The sequence below is a fragment of the Aeromonas sp. R5-4 genome, from assembly GCF_040908215.1.
GTDB classification, from domain to species: Bacteria; Pseudomonadota; Gammaproteobacteria; order Enterobacterales; family Aeromonadaceae; genus Aeromonas; species Aeromonas veronii.
Genome location: NZ_JBFODG010000016.1, coordinates 74780 through 89229, shown reverse-complemented (window position 1 = coordinate 89229; position 14450 = coordinate 74780). Strand labels below are relative to the sequence as shown.

Here is a 14450-nt window from a genome sequence, read left to right as displayed (position 1 = left end):
TTCAACCAGATGTGATGGCTGATATGACAACACAGCAACAATCAGAATGGCTGTTGGAGATGATTGACGTCAGTAAGAGCTTTCCCGGCGTCAAGGCACTCGATAATGTCAATTTACGGGTCCGTCCTCATTCTGTGCATGCGTTGATGGGCGAGAACGGAGCGGGAAAATCCACACTGCTCAAGTGCCTGTTCGGCATTTACGAGAAGGATCAGGGCAAGATCTTCTTCAAGGGGCAGGAGATCAACTTCACCTCCTCGAAAGAAGCGCTGGAAAATGGCGTCTCCATGGTGCATCAGGAGCTCAACCTGGTGTTGCAGCGTACTGTGATGGACAACATGTGGCTCGGCCGCTACCCGACCAAGGGGTGGTTCATCGACCACGGCAAGATGTATGACGACACCAAGCGTATTTTCGATGAACTCGATATCGACATCGACCCCAGGGTCAAGGTCGCGACCCTGTCGGTCTCCCAGATGCAGATGATCGAGATCGCCAAGGCGTTCTCCTACGATGCCAAGATCGTCATCATGGACGAACCCACCTCCTCGCTGACCGAGAAAGAGGTGAACCACCTCTTCAAGATCATCAACAAGTTGAAGGAGAAGGGGTGCGGCATCGTCTACATCTCTCACAAGATGGAGGAGATCTTCCAGCTCTGTGACGAGATCACCATATTGCGGGATGGCCAGTGGGTGGCAACCCAGCCGCTCAAGGGCATGACCATGGATCAGATCATCGGCATGATGGTCGGCCGTGAACTGACTCAGCGCTTCCCTGAAAAAACCAACCTGCCGAAAGAGGTGATCCTCGAGATCGAACATCTGACGGCGAAGAACCAGCCCTCCATTCAGGATGTGACCTTCAACCTGCACAAGGGGGAGATCCTCGGCATCGCCGGACTGGTGGGGGCCAAGCGCACCGACATCGTCGAGACCCTGTTCGGTATTCGTGATCGCAGTCAGGGCAGCATCAAGCTGCACGGCAAAGAGGTGGCCAACCACAACGCCCACGAAGCGATCCGCAACGGCTTTGCGCTGGTGACGGAAGAGCGCCGATCCACCGGTATCTACTCCCGGCTCGATATCGCCTTCAACTCCCTGATCGCCAACATGGACAGCTACAAGGGCTCCATGGGGCTGCTCAGCGACAACAAGATGAAGAGCGATACCCAGTGGGTGATCGACTCCATGCGGGTCAAGACGCCGACCCAGCAGACCCAGATCGGTTCCCTCTCCGGGGGCAACCAGCAGAAGGTGATCATCGGTCGCTGGCTGCTGACCCAGCCGGAGATCCTGATGCTCGACGAGCCCACCCGCGGCATCGACGTTGGGGCCAAGTTCGAGATCTACCAGCTCATCCTGGAGCTGGCGAAGAAGGACAAGGGGATCATCATCATCTCGTCAGAGATGCCGGAATTGCTGGGGATCACCGACCGCATCATGGTGATGAGCAATGGCCGGGTCGCCGGGATCGTCAATACCAAAGAAACTGACCAGAGCGAGATACTGCGCCTGGCATCTCTGTACCTCTAGAGACAGGAAGACATTTATGGAGTCGGCTAAAAATTTCAATCTGATGCAGGCGCTCAAGGAAAACGCCATCTATCTGGTGCTGCTGGTGCTGCTCATGGTCATCGTGATCCAGGAGCCCTCCTTCCTGAGCCTCACCAACTTCAGCAACATCCTGACCCAGTCCTCGGTGCGGGTCATCATAGCGCTGGGGGTGGCGGGCATCATCATCACCCAGGGGACGGATCTCTCGGCCGGTCGACAGGTCGGTCTGGCTGCACTCATCGCGGCAACCATGTTGCAGGCGCTGACCAACGTCAACAAGGTGTTCCCGACGCTGGGGGAGGTACCCATTCCGGTGGTGATCCTGCTGGTGTGTGTGGTGGGGGCGCTGATTGGTCTGGTCAACGGTCTGATCGTGGCCTACCTGAACGTCACCCCGTTCATTACTACCCTGGGCACCATGATCATCGTTTACGGTATCAACTCCCTCTACTTTGACTCGGTGGGTGCTTCGCCGGTGGCCGGGTTTGACCCCCGCTTCTCCAGCTTCGCCCAAGGGTTTATCCGGATCGGCGGATTCAAGCTCTCCTATCTCACCTTCTATGCGGCCATCGCCAGCGTCTTTGTCTGGGTGCTGTGGAACAAGACCCGCTTTGGCAAGAACATCTTCGCCATCGGCGGCAACCCCGAGGCAGCCAAGGTCTCTGGCGTCAACGTGGCAGTCAATCTGGTGATGATCTATGCGCTGGCTGGGGTCTTCTACGCCTTCGGCGGCATGCTGGAAGCGGGCCGGATCGGCAGTGCCACCAACAACCTCGGCTTCATGTACGAGCTCGATGCCATCGCGGCGTGCGTGGTGGGCGGCGTGTCGTTTGCCGGCGGGGTGGGAACGGTCGCGGGTGTGATCACCGGCGTACTTATCTTCACCCTGATCAACTATGGTTTGACCTATATCGGGGTCAGCCCTTACTGGCAGTTCATCATCAAGGGCGGCATCATCATTTTGGCGGTGGCATTGGATTCCATGAAGTACGCCAAGAAGAAATAACGATTGGCAGGGAGGGTTGGCGTTGCCAGCCCTCTCTTCTGGAGGGAACCCATGCCATTCAAGGTCAAGATTTACCTCTTGCTGCTACTGGCCATTCTGGTCACCATCGGCACCGCCGGGCTCAGCGTGAATTACTTCATCAGTGGCTACATTCGCACTCAGGCCACCCACAACATCACCGAGCAGATCACTCTGGTCAAAGAGAAGCTGGCCAGCGACATCAATCAGAAAATCCTGTTGGCCGCCAACCTCAACTTCGGGGTGACCAACGTCAAGAAGACCCTGCAAGAGACCGGCTTTCACAACATCGTCAAGGTGATCGGCGACATGGCCTTCGATGTGAGCGGGGTCATCAACGACAGCGCCAAAGTCGATGCCCTGCGCAAGCAGATCCCCGCCGCCAACAACCAGATCACCGTCAGCCCGCTGCAACAAGTGGATGGCAAGCCGGTCATCACCATTCTGGTGCCGCGCGGTGCCGATTCTGCCTATCTCTACTACCTCGACATGAGCGAGTTCAAAAGCCTGCTGGAGAAGATGAGTGGCGATGGCCGCTACTTCTCGTTGGCCGACAGTCAGGGCAACAACCTCTATGACAGCAAGCCGCAGGGGGAGAGCGAAGCGCGTCCCAACCAGCTGGATATTCGTGGCAGCAGCTGGACGCTGACCGGCTACATCGACCTTGACTACATCCGTGCCATGACCCGGGCCCTCAACGGTCAGATCATCATGGCGCTGTGCGGCGTGGCGATCGTGGTGATGGTGCTGGCAATGCTGGCACTCAACGTGGCCTATCGCCCCATTCTCTCGCTGCGGGATCTGGTGCTGGAGCTCTCCCGCGGCAGCGGCGATCTCACCCGCCGACTGGCGGTAACCAGCAAGGATGACCTTGGCCAGATCTCGGCCGGCATCAACCGCTTTATCGAGCGGCTGCAGGAGATGATGGGGGAGGTGCGGCAGGCGAGCGGCCAGCTCAACAGCGGTATAGAAGGGCTAGCCAACCAGACCGGTGCCGCCCAGTCCCTGCTGGCGGACCACGTGCGCGAGACCGAACAGGTGGTGACCGCCATCAACGAGATGAGCCGCACCGCGGTCTCCGTCTCTGAGAGTGCGGCCAGCACCGCCCAGCTCACCGGCCAGAGCCAGCAGCTGGCGAGCCAGTCCCGTCAGGTGGTGGATCAGGCGATGGCCAGCGTGATGGCGCTGGTGGACGAGGTGGAGGAGACGGCCCGCTCCATCGAGGCGATGCAGCAGGATGTGCAGCAGATAGGCTCCGTGCTGGGGGTGATCGGCAGCATTGCCGAGCAGACCAACCTGTTGGCCCTCAACGCTGCTATCGAGGCGGCTCGTGCTGGCGAGCAGGGGCGTGGCTTTGCAGTGGTGGCCGATGAGGTTCGCTCCCTTGCCGCCCGCACCCAGCAGAGCACAGCCGAGATCCAGACTATGCTGGCCAGCCTGCAGCGGGGCACCCGCACCGTGGTGGATGCCATGGGCAATACCAAGCAGAGCTGTCAGGGGGCGGCCGAGAACACCACCAGGGTCAACGAGTCGCTGGATCTGATGGCAGGGGAAGTAGTGGAGATCAACGATCTCATCAGCCATATCGCCACGGCGGCGGAGCAGCAGAGCGCGGTGGCCGAAGAGATCAATCGCAACATGAGCGCCATCGCTGAAGTGATCCGCCAGCTGACCCACAATGGCGAAGCGACGGTTGCCAGCTCCGCGGCGATGGGGCAGACCTACGACCGGCTGCGGGAGATAGTGGGTCACTTCCGGCTGGAGTGAGGCCGGTGTTCAGTCAATAACAAAACAGGGCCATCCGGCCCTGTTGTTGTTTTCCTGTCTGCCTGAATCAACCGGCCTTGCGGCGCAGATAGACCCCGGCTTCCATGTGATGGGTCCAGGGGAACTGGTCGAACAGGGCGAAACGGGCGATCTCGTGGGTTTCGCCCAGCACGGCCATGTTGGCCTGCAGGGTCTCTGGGTTGCAGGAGATGTAGAGGATGTTGTCGTACTCCTGCACCAGCTTGACGGTGGCATCGTCAAGACCGGCGCGGGGCGGATCGACGAAGATGGTGTTGCACTGGTAGCTCTTGAGGTCGATCCCCTTGAGGCGGTTGAACTCCCGTTCACCACGCATCGCCATGGTGAACTCCTCGGCCGACATGCGCAGGATGATCAGGTTGTCGACGCCGTTGGCGGCGATGTTGAACTGGGCGGAGTCGACGCTCGGCTTGGCGATTTCGGTGGCCAGCACCTTGCGGAAGTTCTGCGCCAGCGCGATGGAGAAGTTGCCGTTGCCGCAATAGAGCTCCAGCAGGTCCCCTTCGCTCCTCTTGGTCACATCCAGCGCCCAGGCCAGCATTTGCTCGTTGATGGCGGCGTTGGGCTGGGTGAAGCTGTTCTCCACCTGCTTGTAGATGAGCTGGCGACCCGCCACGTTGAGCTGTTCGATGACGAAGTCATCCCCCAGACAGATCTTCTGCTTGTGGGCGCGGCCAATCAATTGCAGCTCGAACCCCTTGGCGCGCAGATCGGCCTGCAGCGCTTCGGCGGCCTGTTGCCACTCTGCTTCCAGCTTGCGGTGATAGAGCAGGCTGACAATGATCTGGCCGGACTGGGTGGAGAGGTAGTCAATCTGGAACAGCTTGCGGCGCAGCACCGGATGCGGGCGCAGCCCCTCCAGCAGCAGCGGCATCAACTGGTTGATGAGGCGGCTGGCGGTGGGGAAGTGGTCTATCTTGATGATCTCTTTGGTCGCCGGGGCATACATGCAGTGGAAGAGGTCATCCCCTTCGTGCCAGATGCGAAATTCGGCGCGCATCCGGTAGTACTCCGCCGGCGAGCTGTGCACTTCCAGCGCCGGGAGGGTGAAGCCGGCAAACAGCTCGGTGAGGCGAGCGCGCTTTTCATCGAGTTGGGCCTGATAGTCGGCCGCGGTTCTAGGCGCCGGAGCGTTCGCGGAAGGCTGTTGGGACTGGGTCATAAATACCTCACATGCACACCGGCCGGGCCGGGTCGAAATCGGGGGAAGGCAACAGGCCACCCAAAGGGGCCCGATTTTAAAAGCCAGCCGCAGATTGTCCAGCATTTTGTGGTCAAGAAGTGTTCAGTCAGGCCGATAGCTGATCTACAGGCATGGTGGGAGGACACATTATGCAGATCGAAGGCGTGGGCGCAGCCCAACCCAAGGGAGTGGGTGTTTCTCCCAAATCGCCGCAACAGGCGGAGCAGAAACAGGTCAAGAGCGAGGAGGAGGTCTCCTTGCACAAGCCGCCCAAGTGGGCGCAGGTGCTGATCCAGCAGGCGTTGCAGTTCTCGCTGGAGATCAACGGCCAGGGCTATCAGGCGCCGAAGGTGAAAGAGCCCGAGGAGATCACCCCGGAGACCCTGTTCGACTTCCAGTCGGTGGCGGACAACGTGCTGCAGTTCGTGACCGGGCGGCTCGGTGCCGCGCGGGCCGATGGCAAATCCGACGACGACCTGACCGGGATGATGGAGCAGGCCCGCAAGGGGGTCGACAAGGGCTTTGACGAGGCGAAGAAACAGCTCGGCAAGTGGGCGACCGACAACGACGATATCAAAACCGGTATCGATCAGAGCTACAAGCTGATCCAGAAAGGGCTCGAGGAGTTCGAGAAGGAGTTCTTCGGCAAGGTCTCCCCGACCGACATGGGACAGGCCGAGATGGCCAGTCGCCAGCAGGGGTATCTGGAGATCCAGACCAAGGATGGCGACAAGGTGGTGCTGCGCTTCAACGACAGCTGGCAGACCAAGTCCCAGAGCAGCGAGAGCGGCAGCCAGTTCAGCCTCAAATCGAGCCAGAGCTTCAGCTTCTCGCTGGAGGGAGATCTCAGCAGCGACGAGATGGAGTCCATCGGCAAGTTGGTCAAGGGGATCGACGAGCTGGCGGGGAGCTTCTTCTCCGGCAACTTCGAGGATCTGCTGGACAAGGCGGGCGAGCTGAAACTGGATGACAGCCAGCTGGCTTCTTATTCCCTCAAGCTCAAGCAGAGCGTCAAGCTGAGCCAGACCTATCAGGGGGCGCACTCCCTGCAGGATCTGATCAAGCCGTTTGCCGACTACCTGCCCAAGCTGGATCAGGTACAGAAACAGGCGGATACCCTGCTGCCAGCATCCCAGCAACAGGCGCTGACCCCTGCCGTGCTGGCCGCGAGAGGGGAAGAAGACCCGCTGCAGGTCGATCGCTTCACCAGCTTCAACCAGCGGATGCTGGAGGCGCTGCGGATGATCAACCAGTTCCAGCCCTCCACCGAGCCCACCAGTAAGAACGTCTGAGCCACTGCGCGTTAAGCAAGTAATGACCTGCCGTTTGCCAGCCCTTTCCGGGGCTGGCAAACTGGCCTTTTCTCCAATCCGGTTGCCCCATGAACCCCAAGAAGCCAAGAGACAAGCGCGAGCTCTGCTACCCCTTTATCTTCGAAACCTCGCTCAAATGTGATTTTGAAATCGCCACCGACGAGCTCTGTTGTCAGGTTGGGGCCGTGCTGTCACACCTTGCGCCGGATGCGGATACCGAGCCCATGCTGGCGGATCTCGCGGCGTTGCAGCGACTTATCTACAACCTAAACGGCTCGGTACGCGGCAAGCTGGGGATCTTCGATGCAGATCTTGAGTGGCTCAAGGCCCGTTACGACCACTACAACGAGGCGAGTCGCGGCAGCGTCACCGGTTTCGTGCTGCCGCAGGGGCCGCAGCCCATCCCCACCCTCCATCTGTGCCGCTGTGGCAGCAAGAAGGTGGTGCGGCTGCTGGTCAGGCTGGAAGAGAGCGAGGTGGCCTTCGATCCCATTCTCTATCGCTTCGCCAACCTGCTGGCCAACTTCTTCTTCGTGCTCACCGTCTACCTCAAGCAGCGCTGGCAGGTGCCGGAAGTGCCCTACGTCAGTATCAACTACTGATGGCGGCTGGTTAGGGGCCAGACGTCATGGTGGATTGAACGGAATAAAAAACCGGAGCCTTGGGCTCCGGTTTTGTTTTTCAGCGCGTCAGTTGCCCGCTCAGCTGGAGATCAGCACTCTCGCCGAGTTGGCGGGGATGGTGAGCTGTACCTCGCCCTGCACCACTTCAAACTTCTCACCGTTGAAGGCGTCGGTGAAACGGCTGGCGGGGCTAGCGGTTTGCCACAGGGGCAGGCTGATGGTGCGCGGCTCGCTCGGATGGCGGTTGCAAGCCACTACTACCTGATCGCTTTGCAGGGTACGGGCGAACACATAGCTGTGGGGCCCGGCGTAGAGGGTCTGGATATCGCCACGGCGCAGGGAGGGGCGCTGGCGGCGGATCTGGATCAGCCGACGATAGTGGTCGTGCAGCACATGATCCCAGTCTGTGGTATCCCACGGGAAGCAGCGGCGGCAGTCCGGGTCGTTGCCGCCGGAGAGCCCCACTTCATCGCCATAGTAGATGGAGGGCACACCGATATAGGTGAGCAGCAGGGTGGCGGCCAGCTGCATCCGCTGCTTGTCTTCACCCAGCAGATGGAGGAAACGGGCGGTATCGTGGCTGTCCAGCAGGTTGAACTGGGCCAGCTGGTTCTTGAACGGGATGTGGGCCCGCGCCAGCTTGAGCCAGCGATCCAGCTCTTCGGCGCTGATCTTGATGGGGTGGTAGGCGATATCCTGCCCCGCCAGGAAGGCGCGGATCGGATGGGCGAAGCCGTAGTAGTTCATGGCGCCATCCTCCTGATCCCCTTGCAGCCACTGGCTCGCCTCGAAGAAGTGTTCGCCGAGCACATAGGCGTCCGGGTTCTCCTGCTTCACTGCCCCGCGAATGGCGCGTACATGGCTGCGGTTGCCCTCGGCGGTGCCGCGCTCACCCAGCATGTGGATGACGTCAAAGCGCCAGCCATCGATCTGGTAGGGGGCGCGCATCCAGTAACGGAGGATGGCGTCGTCGGCCCGATAGACGGCGTCTTGCACCTTCTCGCAGGAGAAGTCGAGCTTGGGCAGGCTGCGAATGCCCTTCCAGCTGACGTAATCCCCTTCTTTATCAAAGGTGTAGAAGCTGCGCCACGGGGAGTCCGGATTGCTCTGGGCTCCCAGTGGCGGGCAGAACCAGGGGTGCTCGGTAGAGGTGTGGTTGACCACCGCATCGAGGATGATCTTCATGCCGCGCTGGTGCAGGTTGCGGGTCAGCTCGGCGAACTGTTCGTTGCTGCCGAGGTGGGCATCGACCTTGAAGTAGTCCTGTGTGTCGTACTTGTGGTTGCTCGGCGAATCGAAGATGGGGTTGAGGTAGAGCGCCGTCACCCCGAGAGATTGCAGGTAGTGGAGCTTGGCATCGATGCCTGCCAGGTCGCCGCCGTAAAATTCGCAGGCGCCGTGGCCCTCTTCGTGGCGACTGACCGGCTCGCCCCACGCCTTGCTGATCACCGCTTTGCCACGGTACTCGTACTCGTGATGCTTGACGCTCAGCGACGGATCGCCGTTGCAGAAACGGTCGGGGAAGATCTGGTAGAACACCTGATCCTGCACCCAGGCCGGTGGCTGGTGCAGGCTGTTGAAGCGAAAATGCTGCTCCCGTGGCGGCATGGACGCGCTGACGCCCGCCCCGTGCAGCCACCACTGCTCCTCGTCGGTGAGGCACTTGAAGCTGTAGAGGTGGATATCCTGTCCCTTGATGAGCGGCAGGGTCGCCTGCCACACCTGCAGCCGATCGCGGGTGGAGACCGCCGTCATCGGGATCAGGTACTCCTCGTTATCCGGCTCGTGGCGCAGCCACACCTCGCGGATCGGTGCATCCAGCTCGCTAAAGAGGGTCAATTGCAGTGCGTCGGCGCTCTCTTTGAACCAGGGCGCCACCTGGGGATGAAACAGAAACGGATGGGTCATGATGCTTATTGAGTCAGAAGATCGGCGAGGGCATTACCCTGTTCATGCAGTGTTTCGAGCTGGCCTGCCAGCGACTTGGGATCCAGTCCCAACTGGTCGGCGAGCGGTTTAGGGAAGCGGGCGATGATGGCCTGGGCAGGCACGCCCGCGTTCCAGGCGAAGGAGATAAACACGGCGAGGCGGATCAGCACCGCCTCCTTGCTGACTGGATCGTGGGAGAGCGGGTCAAGCTGCTGGGAGATGGCATCGACGAAGGCCTCGGAGAGGTTCCAGCGCCGCGCCAGCTCGGCACCAAGCTGGGCATAGTCGTAGCCCAGCATCTCCCGCTGGGCCTCGACCCGGCTGCTGCCGTTCTGGATCGCCATGTTGATGAGCTCGGCCTCTTCCGGCAAGGTGCTCTGGATAAGCAGTTCGCCGATGTTGTGGATCAGAGCGCAGGTGAAGGCGGTCTCGGGATCCATCACCTTGGCCTCCTGGGCCAGGGTCTTGGCTATGGTGGCGACCTGGAAGGTCTCGGTCCAGAACTTGTTCTTGTCGAAGCTGGGCGGGGCCTTGAAGGTGCCGATGATGCCGGAGGCGACCACCACGGAGCGCAGCCGGTTGAAGCCGAGCCGGATCACCGCCTGTTCAATAGAAGTCACTTCGTTGCCCCGGCGCAGGGCGGCCGAGTTGGCCATCCGCAGCACCTTGACGCTGATCACCTGATCCATGGCGATCTTGGCCGCAATCTCGTCGATGCGGGCATTCTCGTCGTTGAAGCTCTGCATCAACTCGTGCAGCAGCTTGGGAATAGTGGGGAGTTGTTTGATCTTGTCAAACAGGCGATCCATCGACATGGCTGAGGCAGCCTCCGTTGCGAACTCTGCCTCATATTGTGCCACAGCCGGACAACATGTTCCTGTTTGTGATGCGGCTTTGTGAGCGCTAGAACACCCAGTCGCGCAAGGTGTATTCCAAACGGTGCTGTTTGCCCTGCAGGATCAGGTTCTGACTGGTGCCGCTCAGGGTCGCCCCCTCGGTAAGGGTGGTCAGCACGGCCTGCTCTATGGTGTCCAGCGGCGGCATGCAGGCCATTTCGGTGCTGCCCAGACTGGTGACCCACAGTTTGTCATCTTCCAGATGGCCCTGACCGAAGTAGCGGTTGCAACCGGCGATGCCGTTGACGGTGAAGTGCTCGCCGATCTCGAAATCGGGGGGATTGTCGCGGGGGGCCTTGATCGGCTGGCCATCCAGTTTGCTCAGTACCCAGTGGTGGTGTTGCAGATCTTGCTGAACAAAGGCGGTCGAGCTGCAGCCAGCGAGCAGTAACAGGGGTATCAGCAAAAAGGGCAATCTGGGCATGAGGGGGCTCCTGTTGGGGGAGCGTCAAGAATACCCTTTTTAGGCAGTCGGGAGCAGGGCGGGAGAGGGGACGACCGACCGCTTCTGTCGCCCCTTGCCCCGCACGACTGTCGCTTAATGGCAACACCTTGGGGATGTTGCCATCGATTTACGCTATCTCAGGGCTCAGTTGGCGAACAGCCGCTCGGCATAACGGGCAAGACCCGCGGCCACCGAGCCGAAGTCATCCCCCCCCTCAAGCGGGATGGACGGGAGCTTCTGGCGGATAAAGCTGGCGATCAGCGGCGAGCGGGCGCTACCGCCGGTGACGAAGATGCGATCCGGCTGCACACCGGCAGCGGCAATCGCTTCGTCCATCAGCTCGCCAATCTTCTCCAGCAGCAGGGCCGAAGCGTTGGCCAGCTGTTCGCGGGTCAGCTCCGCTTCCAACCCTTTTTCCAACTCGGCCAGCGACTGGCGATTGAGCTCCTGCTCCGAGAGGGCGATCTTGCCCTGCTCGGCACGCCACACCAGCTGGTGGCTCAGCTTGTGGGCCCGCAGGCTGGCCAGACGCCCCAACTTGCTGCCGGGCTGGCTGTCGAGCTGCAGATCCTGCAGCTGGCGGGCGGTGTCGAGGCTGTAGAAGCGGCTCTGGGCGCTGACGTCGTTGATGGCGGCCGCATCCCAGAACAGCGGGTGGGGCAGCGGCTTGCCGGTCTTGAGGGTCTCGTGCATGCCGAGCAGCGGCATCATCCCCTCCACCGTCAGGCGGATATCGAAGTCGTTGCCGCCAATACGCTGGCCACTGTGGCCGAGCAGATCGCCGCTGCGATCCAACTGATCGCGGTAGCTGGGCCCCATCCGCAGCATGGAGCAGTCGGTGGTACCGCCGCCGATATCCACCACCAGCACCACGGCGTCTTCGGTGAGGCGCGCCTCGAATTCAAACCCGGCGGCCACCGGCTCGTAGAGGAACTCCACCTGCTCGAAACCGGCCAGACGGGCTGCCTCGGTCAGGATGGCGATAGCTTGCTGGTTGCTCTCTTCCCCCGCCAGACCCTGGAAGTTGACCGGACGGCCGATCACCGCCTGGCGGATCGGGGCGCCGAGCTGCTGCTCTGCCTGCTGGCGGACGTGGAGCATCATGGCGCAGACGATGTCTTCAAACAGGGCGATCTGGGGGGCCTTGAGGCCATAGGCGCCGAGGAAGGATTTCGGCGATTTGATGTAGTAGCCGTCGTCCGGCTCTTCCAGATAGCGCTCCAGCGCGGCACCACCAAAGCTCAGCTCGTCGATCAGTCCCTCTTCGCGCATCTGGCGACGAACCGTCTGGGCGCGGGTGACCACGGGGCCACGCAGCTTGAGGTACTCCGCCTGCTGGGCGGGGGCCAGCCCTTCGGCCAGCAGACCGGCGATAGCATCCCGGTGGGGGGCATGCAGGGTGGAGGGGAGATAGCGGGATGCACCAAGATTCAGCAGCCTGGGGCTACCTTGTTCCATCACGGCCACGGCACAGTTGGAGGTGCCGTAATCAAATCCGATAAACATGGGCGCCAGACTCCTGAATAAAAAAGGGGGGCTAGCCTACCCGAAGGCGCCGGGTCTCACAACCCGGCGCGTGACGAAGAGAGGGCGAGCCCTTATTCCACTTCGTTGTCGCAGCGGCCTTGGCTCTCGATGGCGCGGATATTGCCGAGGGTGGTATCGGCGATGGCGTGCAACGCCTCGCGGGTCAGGAACGCCTGATGGCCGGTGAACAGCACGTTGTGGCAGGCGGACAGGCGGCGGAACACGTCATCGGTGATCACCTCGTTGGACTTGTCGGAGAAGAAGAGATCCTCTTCCTCTTCGTAGACGTCCAGCCCCAGCGCGCCAATGCGGGAAGTCTTGAGCGCCTCGATGGCGGCGTTGGAGTCGAGCAGGCCGCCACGACTGGTGTTGATGATCATCACCCCGTCCTTCATCTTGGCAAATGCCTCCTTGTTCAACAGGTGGTAGTTCTCTTTGAACAGCGGGCAGTGCAGGCTGATGATGTCGGATTGGCGGAACAGAGTATCGAGATCCACGTACTCGGCTCCCAGCTCGATGGCTGCCGGATTCTGGTAAGGATCGTTCACCAGCAGGCGAACCCCGAAGCCCTTGAGGATGCGCAGGGCGGCCAGACCGATCTTGCCGGTGCCGATGACGCCAACGGTCTTGCCATGCATGTTGAAGCCGACCAGCCCTTCCAGCGAGAAGTTGGCGTCGCGGGTGCGCTGATAAGCCTTATGGATGCGGCGGTTGAGGCACATCATCATGCCGACGGCGTGTTCTGCGGTCGCCTCGGGGGAGTAGGCGGGCACCCGCACCACTTTCAGCCCCAGCTCTTTGGCTGCGGCCAGATCTACGTTGTTGTAACCGGCGCAGCGCAGGGCAATCACCTGGGTGCCGTTGGCAGCCAGTTCGGTCAATACCTCGCGGTCGGCATCGTCATTGACGAACAGACACACCACCGGGAAGCCGTGAGCCAGTCGGGCCGTTTTGGCCTCCAGCCGCACATCGAAAAACTCCAGGTCGAAGCCGTATTGGCTGTTGGCCTGGTTGAAATGCTCTTTGTCATAGCTCTTGGTACTGAATACGGCGACTTTCATGGTATGTGCTCCGCAGCGTGTGTGTCGTCAAATTACAACAAAATGGGTCGGCTATCACCGGACAAACCGGCTGGTTATTGTCCCCACGGCATAATGGGAACGGCGCTGACTGCACTCTTGTACGAACCATCCACCAGTTTGGTGCTGTAGGTCAGGTAAACCAGTGCATTGCGTTTCTTGTCGTAAAAACGCACCACTTTCTGCTCCTTGAACACCAGTGAAGTGCTGACATCGAACACCTCTTCTCCCGCCTTCAGCTTTTCGGGCAGGGTGATGGGGCCGATCTGGTGGCACGACAGGGAGGCGTGGGAGGGATCTTCCGCCAGTCCCAGCCCGCCCTTGACACCGCCGGTCTTGGGGCGCGCCAGATAGCAGGCGACGCCGTCGATGCGCGGGTCGTCGAACGCCTCCACCAGGATCTTGTGGTTGGGACCGAAGAGCTTGAAGGCGGTGCTCACTTCACCGACCGGGTCGGCCTTGTCGGCCAGCGCCGGGCCGGCAAACAGGGCCCCCAGCAGCAGGGGCAGGGCGCGGCGCAGGGCATTATGTCGCGTGTGGTTATGTGTCATGGTCTCTCCTGTTGGCCCGGCATTCCTCAATAGGGAATGCCCAGGCGACGATAGAGGCTGGCAAGCACCCAGGCAGGGCCTATCAGCAGAAATTGCAGGTCGGCGAGGAAGGAGGGGCGCTTGCCCTCGATCTTGTGGCCGACAAACTGGGCTATCCAGAGCAGCACGAACGCTGCCACGGCCGGCCACAACAGCGGCCCCTGCCATGGGTGGCAGATCCACAGTCCCAGTGCGGTCAGCCCGGCCATCCCCGCGAACAGCGAAAACGACAGCTGCAGATAGAACAGCAGCACCGGAATGGCTGCCACTGCCGCCCAGTTGAGTGGCTCTGGCAAGGGCCCGTGTGGCAGACACCAGAGCAGCGCCAGCGAGCAGAGATAGATGCCCGGCACCGCCAGCTTGTGGATGGCGACGTTGACCGGATGGCGATGACTCTGGCCATACTCCGCAAACCACTCCTGGATTCCCTTCATGGCACCTCCCTGGCGCACTGTGTTCTCGCAGCCTGACCTTCGTGG

The 14450-nt window shown here is 61.0% G+C and carries 13 protein-coding genes; 5 read left to right on the top strand and 8 right to left on the bottom strand.

Annotated features, from left to right (window positions below; all coding sequences use genetic code 11):
• Positions 1–14 precede the first annotated feature (14 nt).
• From mglA to AB5Y83_RS08090, 3 genes are read left to right on the top strand one after another with little or no spacing between them, the layout of a single operon-like run.
• Positions 15–1535, top strand: a complete 1521-nt coding sequence (gene mglA / locus AB5Y83_RS08100) for a galactose/methyl galactoside ABC transporter ATP-binding protein MglA (RefSeq protein WP_330125289.1) — start codon at positions 15–17, stop codon at positions 1533–1535.
• A gap of 16 nt (positions 1536–1551) precedes the next feature.
• Positions 1552–2562 (top strand): galactose/methyl galactoside ABC transporter permease MglC, encoded by a 1011-nt coding sequence (gene mglC, locus AB5Y83_RS08095; RefSeq protein ID WP_033136342.1) that lies wholly within the window; start codon positions 1552–1554, stop codon positions 2560–2562.
• Positions 2563–2613: 51 nt separating this feature from the next.
• Positions 2614–4347, top strand: coding sequence for a methyl-accepting chemotaxis protein (locus tag AB5Y83_RS08090; protein WP_368174972.1), 1734 nt, complete (start codon positions 2614–2616; stop codon positions 4345–4347).
• Between the two features lie 67 nt (positions 4348–4414).
• On the opposite strand, the gene trmA is transcribed toward AB5Y83_RS08090, so the two are convergent.
• On the bottom strand, positions 4415–5548 hold the full coding sequence (gene trmA / locus AB5Y83_RS08085) for a tRNA (uridine(54)-C5)-methyltransferase TrmA (RefSeq protein WP_368174971.1): 1134 nt from the start codon (positions 5546–5548) through the stop codon (positions 4415–4417).
• 170 nt (positions 5549–5718) lie between these two features.
• On the opposite strand from trmA, the gene AB5Y83_RS08080 reads away from it, so the two are divergent.
• Entirely contained in the window at positions 5719–6861 is a 1143-nt protein-coding gene (locus tag AB5Y83_RS08080) for a DUF5610 domain-containing protein (RefSeq protein WP_368174970.1), read from the top strand.
• 89 nt (positions 6862–6950) lie between these two features.
• Complete coding sequence (locus AB5Y83_RS08075; protein ID WP_042081773.1) at positions 6951–7484, top strand: ATP--cob(I)alamin adenosyltransferase; 534 nt, start codon at positions 6951–6953, stop codon at positions 7482–7484.
• Positions 7485–7583: 99 nt separating this feature from the next.
• On the opposite strand, the gene malZ is transcribed toward AB5Y83_RS08075, so the two are convergent.
• The 7 genes from malZ to AB5Y83_RS08040 all read right to left on the bottom strand — a co-directional run bounded on the left by malZ (position 7584) and on the right by AB5Y83_RS08040 (position 14405).
• The gene (gene malZ / locus AB5Y83_RS08070) at positions 7584–9413 is read right to left on the bottom strand and encodes a maltodextrin glucosidase (RefSeq protein WP_005356962.1); all 1830 of its coding nucleotides are present in this window, start codon (positions 9411–9413) and stop codon (positions 7584–7586) included.
• Positions 9414–9418: 5 nt separating this feature from the next.
• Positions 9419–10249, bottom strand: a complete 831-nt coding sequence (locus tag AB5Y83_RS08065; RefSeq protein ID WP_005355498.1) for an HDOD domain-containing protein — start codon at positions 10247–10249, stop codon at positions 9419–9421.
• A gap of 88 nt (positions 10250–10337) precedes the next feature.
• Positions 10338–10754 (bottom strand): META domain-containing protein, encoded by a 417-nt coding sequence (locus AB5Y83_RS08060; protein ID WP_100652293.1) that lies wholly within the window; start codon positions 10752–10754, stop codon positions 10338–10340.
• 165 nt (positions 10755–10919) lie between these two features.
• Positions 10920–12281 carry a molecular chaperone gene (gene yegD, locus AB5Y83_RS08055; protein ID WP_100652295.1) on the bottom strand — a complete coding sequence of 454 codons (1362 nt, stop codon included), beginning with the start codon at positions 12279–12281 and terminating at the stop codon, positions 10920–10922.
• A gap of 92 nt (positions 12282–12373) precedes the next feature.
• The gene (locus AB5Y83_RS08050; RefSeq protein WP_005340720.1) at positions 12374–13363 is read right to left on the bottom strand and encodes a 2-hydroxyacid dehydrogenase; all 990 of its coding nucleotides are present in this window, start codon (positions 13361–13363) and stop codon (positions 12374–12376) included.
• Positions 13364–13437: 74 nt separating this feature from the next.
• Positions 13438–13932 carry a CreA family protein gene (locus AB5Y83_RS08045; RefSeq protein ID WP_005355485.1) on the bottom strand — a complete coding sequence of 165 codons (495 nt, stop codon included), beginning with the start codon at positions 13930–13932 and terminating at the stop codon, positions 13438–13440.
• A gap of 26 nt (positions 13933–13958) precedes the next feature.
• Positions 13959–14405 (bottom strand): DUF962 domain-containing protein, encoded by a 447-nt coding sequence (locus AB5Y83_RS08040; RefSeq protein ID WP_368174969.1) that lies wholly within the window; start codon positions 14403–14405, stop codon positions 13959–13961.
• Positions 14406–14450: the final 45 nt, after the last annotated feature.

What these genes read in the sequence shown, in the direction of transcription:
- mglA (WP_330125289.1), top strand. Translation starts at nt 15, where the DNA reads ATGGCTGATATGACAACACAGCAACAATCAGAATGGCTGTTGGAGATG.
- mglC (WP_033136342.1), top strand. Translation starts at nt 1,552, where the DNA reads ATGGAGTCGGCTAAAAATTTCAATCTGATGCAGGCGCTCAAGGAAAAC.
- AB5Y83_RS08090 (WP_368174972.1), top strand. Translation starts at nt 2,614, where the DNA reads ATGCCATTCAAGGTCAAGATTTACCTCTTGCTGCTACTGGCCATTCTG.
- trmA (WP_368174971.1), bottom strand. Translation starts at nt 5,548, where the DNA reads ATGACCCAGTCCCAACAGCCTTCCGCGAACGCTCCGGCGCCTAGAACC.
- AB5Y83_RS08080 (WP_368174970.1), top strand. Translation starts at nt 5,719, where the DNA reads ATGCAGATCGAAGGCGTGGGCGCAGCCCAACCCAAGGGAGTGGGTGTT.
- AB5Y83_RS08075 (WP_042081773.1), top strand. Translation starts at nt 6,951, where the DNA reads ATGAACCCCAAGAAGCCAAGAGACAAGCGCGAGCTCTGCTACCCCTTT.
- malZ (WP_005356962.1), bottom strand. Translation starts at nt 9,413, where the DNA reads ATGACCCATCCGTTTCTGTTTCATCCCCAGGTGGCGCCCTGGTTCAAA.
- AB5Y83_RS08065 (WP_005355498.1), bottom strand. Translation starts at nt 10,249, where the DNA reads ATGTCGATGGATCGCCTGTTTGACAAGATCAAACAACTCCCCACTATT.
- AB5Y83_RS08060 (WP_100652293.1), bottom strand. Translation starts at nt 10,754, where the DNA reads ATGCCCAGATTGCCCTTTTTGCTGATACCCCTGTTACTGCTCGCTGGC.
- yegD (WP_100652295.1), bottom strand. Translation starts at nt 12,281, where the DNA reads ATGTTTATCGGATTTGATTACGGCACCTCCAACTGTGCCGTGGCCGTG.
- AB5Y83_RS08050 (WP_005340720.1), bottom strand. Translation starts at nt 13,363, where the DNA reads ATGAAAGTCGCCGTATTCAGTACCAAGAGCTATGACAAAGAGCATTTC.
- AB5Y83_RS08045 (WP_005355485.1), bottom strand. Translation starts at nt 13,932, where the DNA reads ATGACACATAACCACACGCGACATAATGCCCTGCGCCGCGCCCTGCCC.
- AB5Y83_RS08040 (WP_368174969.1), bottom strand. Translation starts at nt 14,405, where the DNA reads ATGAAGGGAATCCAGGAGTGGTTTGCGGAGTATGGCCAGAGTCATCGC.